Source organism: Azoarcus sp. TTM-91 (genome assembly GCF_012911025.1).
Taxonomy (GTDB): domain Bacteria; phylum Pseudomonadota; class Gammaproteobacteria; order Burkholderiales; family Rhodocyclaceae; genus Azoarcus.
The window spans coordinates 1-6,821 of record NZ_WUEI01000169.1; the positions used below are offsets into that span (position 1 = coordinate 1).

The 6,821-nt window shown below is 69.5% G+C and carries 4 protein-coding genes and 1 riboswitch; of the genes, 3 read left to right on the plus strand and 1 reads right to left on the minus strand.

Annotated features, from left to right (window positions below):
• The 3 genes from GRF61_RS22670 to thiC all read left to right on the plus strand — a co-directional run.
• The coding region (locus GRF61_RS22670) for an ATP-binding protein (RefSeq protein WP_169152889.1) at positions 1–2,108 on the plus strand (2,108 nt) is incomplete at its 5' end.
• Positions 2,109–2,246: 138 nt separating this feature from the next.
• A riboswitch (TPP riboswitch) is annotated at positions 2,247–2,349 on the plus strand.
• Positions 2,342–3,208, plus strand: a complete 867-nt coding sequence (gene thiD / locus GRF61_RS22675) for a bifunctional hydroxymethylpyrimidine kinase/phosphomethylpyrimidine kinase (RefSeq protein ID WP_169152890.1) — start codon at positions 2,342–2,344, stop codon at positions 3,206–3,208. It overlaps the preceding riboswitch by 8 nt.
• A gap of 110 nt (positions 3,209–3,318) precedes the next feature.
• Positions 3,319–5,235 carry a phosphomethylpyrimidine synthase ThiC gene (gene thiC, locus GRF61_RS22680; protein WP_169152891.1) on the plus strand — a complete coding sequence of 639 codons (1,917 nt, stop codon included), beginning with the start codon at positions 3,319–3,321 and terminating at the stop codon, positions 5,233–5,235.
• Between the two features lie 119 nt (positions 5,236–5,354).
• On the opposite strand, the gene GRF61_RS22685 is transcribed toward thiC, so the two are convergent.
• On the minus strand, positions 5,355–6,821 hold a 1,467-nt coding region (locus tag GRF61_RS22685), incomplete at its 5' end, for an autotransporter outer membrane beta-barrel domain-containing protein (protein WP_169152892.1).

Genomic DNA, 6,821 nt, shown 5'->3' on the forward strand with positions numbered 1-6,821 from the left:
CGCTGTGGCTGCGCCTCCTGGCCCTGCTCTTCGGCCTGCTGGCTCTGGGCACTGCCGCCCAGGCACCGGCCGCAGACTGTCCGGCAGCCGCGCTGACGGCCAGCGAGGGCCTGCGCGGCAGCGCGCCGCTGGCTGGCCGGCTGATGGCGGTGGACGACCGCGGCCGGCGCCTGGACATCGGCAACGTGACGGCCGCGCCCGGCTTCGCCCCGGTGACCGGCGCGGTGCACACCCGCAGCGGCGGCGGCAGCACCTGGTTCCGCCTGTGCCTGCAACGCGCCGCCGATGCCCCCGCCCAATGGATGCTGACCGTGCTGCCGCCCTACCTGGGCGAGGTGGCGCTCTACTCACCGCTCGGCGACGGCAGCTTCCGCGTGCAGCGGCAGGGCGCCGCCCTCCCCCCCCAGGACGACGGCCTCTCCTATCGCGGTTTCTCCTTCACCATGGATCTGCCGGCGGACGCGCCGGCGGTCCATTACCTGAAGGTGGGCACCACCACCTCGATGCGCGCCGAGCTCGGCCTGTTCCAGCCCGCCGGCCTGTTCGCGGAGGTCAGCCGCGACGCCGGCGGCTTCGGCTTCTACCTCGGCATGCTGGTGCTGGTGGTGGCCATCAACGGCATCTTCTGGCTGTGGCTGCGCGATCCCGCCCAGCTGCTGTACGCCAGCACCGTGGCCGCCATCGGCCTGTTCGCCGCCATCACCTCCGGCTATGCCGGCCTGCTGCTGCCCTGGCCGGTGGACATGCGCCTCGCCTATGCGCTGAGCGGCTGCCTGATGTGGGCCCTGGGCGGCCTGTACTTCTCCACCACCCTCAAGCTGCGCCACCGCTACCCGCGGCGCTGGCAGCTGAACCGCGCCATCGTGCTGACCTATTGCCTCGGCGCGCTGGCCATCGTCCTGCAACCCGGGCTGGTGTTGCGCGAGGTCCTGCACCTGGTGATGCTGGGCCACATGGCGCTGGTGGTGTCCACCGCAATCGACACCTACCGCCGCTACCCGCCGCTGCGCCTCTACATTCTCGCCTTCCTGCCGCTGGTGCTCAGCCTGGTGGTGGTGATCATCGGCAGCGAGCTGGGCCTGGACGCCGGCTCGCCGGCCCTGCTGCTGCACGGCAGCAGCCTGATCCATGTGGTACTGCTGAACATCGTGCTGGTACGGCGGGTGTTCGAGGCCGAGCGCGAGCGCCGCGACGCCCAGGGCGCCGCGCTGCGGCTGGCGCAGGAAAGCGAACGGGTGCTGGAGCAGCGGGTGGAGGAGCGCACCCGCAGCCTGGATGCCGCCAACAGCCAGCTCACCCAGGAGGTGGCGGAGCGCCGCGCGGTGGAGCACAAGTTGCAGCAGGCCCTGGAGGCGGAACGGCAGGCCAATGGGGCGCTGCGCCGCTTCCTTTCGATGGTTTCCCATGAGTTCCGCACGCCGCTCTCCACCATACAGCTGAGCGCCCAGCGCCTGAGCCGCGCGCTGCAGGAACGGGCGCCGGAGCTGCTGCCGCAGCCGGCCAAGATCGTGCGCAACGTCGGCCGCCTGCTCGGCCTCATCGACAACCTGCTGGCCGAGGACCGCCTGGGCGCGGCGGCGATGAACCCGCGCATGGAGTACCTGGACCTCGCCCGCCACCTGCGCCTGCGCTATGGCGAACATGCCGGCGGCCGCGTCGGCCTGCAGCTGCCGCGCGGCGGGGTGATCGTGCTGGGCGACCCGCAGTTGCTGGACATCGCCATCTCCAACCTGATCGACAATGCCCTCAAGTACTCCCCCGCCAGCGCCCCGGTGAACCTGAGCCTGGCGGTGATCGACGATCTGGTGGAGGTGACGGTGAGCGACCGGGGGCCGGGCATCCCCGAGGGCGAGCGGGAGCGCATCTTCAACAAGTATTACCGGCAGGACCGCGTCAGCACCAAACCCGGCACCGGCCTCGGCCTGCACCTGGCGCGCGAGTTCGCCCGCCGCCACGGCGGCGACCTGACGCTGGCCGAGACACAGGCCAGCCAGGAGGGCGGCGCCACCTTCGTGCTGCAACTGCCGCTGGCCATCAGCCGGCCCTCGTCCAACGAATCCGGCGAATCCAGCCGATCAGGCGGCGACAGCGGCGGCCTCGCCGCCTGAGCCCGGCTGCGCCGGCGGCCCTGGTTCGCGCCGCGCGCTCACTCGGCCCCTCTCTCCCCCGCCGGCGATAAGGTCATACGCCGCCGGCCGCCGCGCCGGCCGGCTTGTCAGCCCCCGGCGCATCCAGTATCTTCCGTCGCTTGCCGTTAGGGGTGCCCTGCCGATTCCCGGCGCGGGCTGAGAGAGTCCCTCACAACCTGATCCGGTTCGCACCGGCGTAGGGAAACGCGACCATGAGCCAAAGCGCAGCGCATCCTTCCTCCTCCAGCAGTATCCCGAACGTTCTGACCATCGCCGGCGTGGATCCCAGCGGCGGCGCCGGCGTGCTCGCGGACCTCAAGGCCTTCTCCGCCCTCGGCGCCTACGGCTGTGGCGTCATCGCCGCGCTGACGGCGCAGAACACCCAGGGCGTGGCCGGCGTGCATGTGCCGCCCACCGATTTCCTGCGCCTGCAGATCGACACCCTGTTCGCCGACGTCGCCCTGCACGCCACCAAGATCGGCATGCTGGGCAGCGCCGAGGTGACCGCGGCGGTGGCCGAGCGCCTGGCCCACTGGCAGGCGCGCAACGTGGTGCTGGACCCGGTGATGGTGGCCAAGAGCGGTGACGCGCTGCTGGCGAGGAACGCCATCGCGGCGATGCGCGAGGCGCTGTTCCCGCAGTCCTTCCTGATCACGCCCAACCTGCCGGAGGCCGGCGTGCTGCTGGAGCAGCGCGCGCCGGAAACGGTCAAGGAGATGTACCGCGTCGCCGAGCGCCTGCGCGAGTTGCTGCCGCTCTCCAGCGAGCGCTGGGTAATGCTCAAGGGCGGCCACCTGCCGGGCAGCGAAATCACCGATCTGCTGTTCGACGGCGATCGCATGATCGAGCTGCCCTCGCCCCGCATCGAAACCAGGAACACCCACGGCACCGGCTGCAGCCTGTCCTCCGCCATCGCCGCGCTGCTGCCGCGCCACGAAGGCGGCTTCCGCGGCGTCGAGGCGGCGGTGCGCCAGGCCCGCCAGTGGCTGCTGGGCGCCATCGCCCGCTCCGGCGAGCTCGGCGTCGGCAGCGGCCACGGCCCGGTGCACCACTTCCACGCGATGTGGCGCGCGGCCTGAGCCGCCGGCCATCGCCCCATTCCCGCATCACCGGCTGACGCCCGCGCCGGCCGCAGGCCCGGCACCCGCAACAGCGTATCGCCCCAGCAGTCCTGCCCCAGGAGACCCGCATGAACGCCAAGGAACAATTCATCGCCACCCAGGCCAAGGTGGACGAAGCCGCCATCGCGCCGCTGCCGAACTCGCGCAAGATCTACGTGGAAGGCTCGCGCCCGGACATCCGGGTGCCGATGCGCGAGATCTCGCAGTCCGACACGCCCGCCTCCTTCGGTGCCGAGCCGAATCCGCCCATCTATGTGTATGACTGTTCCGGGCCCTACACCGACCCGGCGGCCCGCATCGACATCCGCTCCGGCCTGCCGGCCCTGCGCGCCGGCTGGATCGCCGAGCGCGGCGACACCGAACAGCTCGCCGACCTCAGCTCCGAGTTCGGCCGCCAGCGCGCCGCCGACCGCGCGCTCGACGAGCTGCGCTTCCCCGGCCTGCACCGCAAGCCGCTGCGCGCGAAAGCCGGTGCCAACGTCACCCAGATGCACTACGCCCGCCGCGGCATCGTCACGCCGGAGATGGAGTTCATCGCCATCCGCGAGAACCTGCGCCGCAAGGAGTACATGGAGTCCCTGCTGGCCGCCGGCCCCACCGGCAAGAAGATGGCCGCCCTGCTGACCCGCCAGCATCCGGGGCAGCATTTCGGCGCTGCCATCCCCGCCGAGATCACGCCGGAGTTCGTGCGCGACGAAGTCGCCCGCGGCCGCGCCATCATCCCGGCCAACATCAACCACCCGGAAACCGAGCCGATGATCATCGGCCGCAACTTCCAGGTGAAGATCAACGCCAACATCGGCAACTCGGCGCTGGGCTCCTCCATCAGCGAGGAGGTGGACAAGATGACCTGGTCCATCCGCTGGGGCGGCGACACGGTGATGGACCTCTCCACCGGCAAGAACATCCACGAGACGCGCGAGTGGATCATCCGCAACTCGCCGGTGCCCATCGGCACCGTGCCGATCTACCAGGCGCTGGAAAAGGTGAACGGCAAGGCCGAGGAGCTCACCTGGGAGATCTTCCGCGACACCCTGATCGAGCAGGCCGAGCAGGGCGTGGACTACTTCACCATCCACGCCGGCGTGCTGCTGCGCTACATCCCGCTGACCGCCAACCGCATGACCGGGATCGTCTCGCGCGGCGGCTCCATCATGGCCAAGTGGTGTCTGGCGCATCACAAGGAGAGCTTCCTCTACACCCACTTCGAAGACATCTGCGAAATCATGAAGGCCTACGACGTGGCCTTCTCGCTGGGTGACGGCCTGCGCCCCGGCTCCATCTACGATGCCAACGACGAAGCCCAGCTGGGCGAGCTGAAGACCCTGGGCGAACTCACCGACATCGCCTGGAAGCACGACGTGCAGGTGATGATCGAAGGCCCCGGCCATGTGCCGCTGCACATGATCAAGGAGAACATGGATCTCCAGTTGGAGCAGTGCAAGGAAGCGCCCTTCTACACCCTGGGACCGCTGACCACCGACATCGCCCCCGGCTACGACCACATCACCAGCGGCATCGGCGCCGCCACCATCGGCTGGTACGGCACCGCCATGCTGTGCTACGTGACGCCGAAGGAGCACCTCGGCCTGCCGAACAAGCAGGACGTGAAGGAAGGCATCATCACCTACAAGCTCGCCGCCCACGCCGCCGACCTCGCCAAGGGCCATCCCGGCGCGCAGATCCGCGACAACGCGCTGTCCAAGGCGCGCTTCGAGTTCCGCTGGGAAGACCAGTTCAACCTCGGCCTGGACCCGGACAAGGCCAAGGAATTCCACGACGAGACCCTGCCCAAGGAGTCCGCCAAGGTCGCCCACTTCTGCTCCATGTGCGGGCCCCACTTCTGCTCGATGAAGATCACCCAGGACGTGCGCGACTTCGCCGCCCAGCAAGGCGTGGGCGAGGCCGAGGCGCTGCAGAAGGGCATGGAGGTGAAGGCGGTGGAATTCGTGAAGAGCGGCGCCGAGGTTTATCGCAACGTGTGACGCTGCAGGCGTCTGAAGCAAAGGAAACGGGCCGCGATTGCGGCCCGTTCTTCTTGCGCTGCGGCTTGCCGGCGGCGGCACGACAACTCAACGCACCGCCGTGGCCACCGTCACCTCGCTCAGAAGTCGTAACGCAGCCTGGCGGTGAGGGTGCGGGCGTCGAAGTCCGCCTTGCCGGTGTAGTCGTAGCCCAGCGAGAAGGTCAGCGCCTGCTGCTGGTAATCCACGCCAAGGCCCACTTCGTAGCTGTTGCGGACGGCTTTCGCGCCATGCGTCACGAAGGGCGTATTGCCGAGCACGAAGGTGGAGGTGGACTTCGCTTCATCGGCGGCGAAGTCGTGATAGGCCATCAGCTTCGCCTGCGGCCGCAAGGTGCCGCCGCCCACTTCGAAGCTGCCCGCCAGCCGCACACCAGCACCCAGCTCGGCCACCTCGTAGCGCTGGCTCTGCACATGCAGCGCCGCCGCCGAGCCCTTCTCGCGATAGCTGTCGATATCCACCCGCACATAGCGCGCCGCCAGCCGCGGCTCGACCAGGAAGCCCTTGCCCGGGCGGAAGGTGTAGCCGCCGACCAGGTTGAGGCCGAGCACGTCGCTGTCGTAGTCGCCCTTGGCGGTGGTGCCGGCCACATGGCGCTTGCTGTCGTTGCGGTTGATGCCGTAGCTCAGGCCGGCATCGACGAAGTAGGCGCCGTGCTCGAAGCTGCCATACAGCGTCAGGGCGTGGCCATCCACGTCGGTGGTGTTGCCGCCATCGCTGCGGACATCGCTGCGCAGGTAGCTGTAGGCCGCGCCCAGGGTGAGGGCTTCGCCCAGGCGGGCATCCGCGCCGACGGCGATACCGCTGCTGTAGGCGTTGAAGCCGGCCACGCCGCTGCGCACGCCCTGGTCGGCATCGCTGTAGAGCACCTGCGCCCAGGCGCCGACATCCTTCAATGCATCGCCGGAGGCAGCGCCACGCAGGCCGCCCATGCGGTTGCCGGTGGCGTTGCCGATGATGCCCTGGCCGCTGGTGGCGGCATGGCTGGCGCCGCCGTTGACGTCCGGCGGCAATTGTTCGACCAGCCGCTTCAGCGCGGCCGGATCCTGGGATGCAGCCACGTAGGCGAGGAAGAGCGGATCGTCGGGAGCTAGCTGCGCCAGCTGGGCGGCGACATCGCTGAAGGCGGCGCCGGCGCGCTGGGCGTTCTGGCTGCCGCCGATTTCTTCAATGACGCCGCCGACTTCGCTCTGGTCCTTGGGGCTGACCACCGCCACGATGCTGTTGCCCTGAACCGCATAGGAATCGACGTCGAGCAGGAGCGAACGGCTGACGACGCTGACGCCGTCGTTCTGCAGCGTGCCGGCTTCCAGCAACGTGTAGCTGCTGCCTGCGGTGAGGAAATCGGTGGCCTGGGCGGCGAGGCGGATCTGCGAGCCGCTGGCGAATTCGGCGGTGCCGGATACCGCGACGATGGCCGCGGAAGCATTCGTTGCACCACTCAGGTTGAGGTCCAGCGATGAGCCGGCGGCAACACCGAGATTGCCCTCGATGGCGGAGTGCGCCGCGCCGAACTCCAGGTGGCCGGCGTTGCCCCCGCCCACCCG

Bases quoted from the DNA above. Each gene is read 5' to 3' on its own strand.
- thiD (WP_169152890.1), top strand. From the start codon at position 2,342: ATGAGCCAAAGCGCAGCGCATCCTTCCTCCTCCAGCAGTATCCCGAAC.
- thiC (WP_169152891.1), top strand. From the start codon at position 3,319: ATGAACGCCAAGGAACAATTCATCGCCACCCAGGCCAAGGTGGACGAA.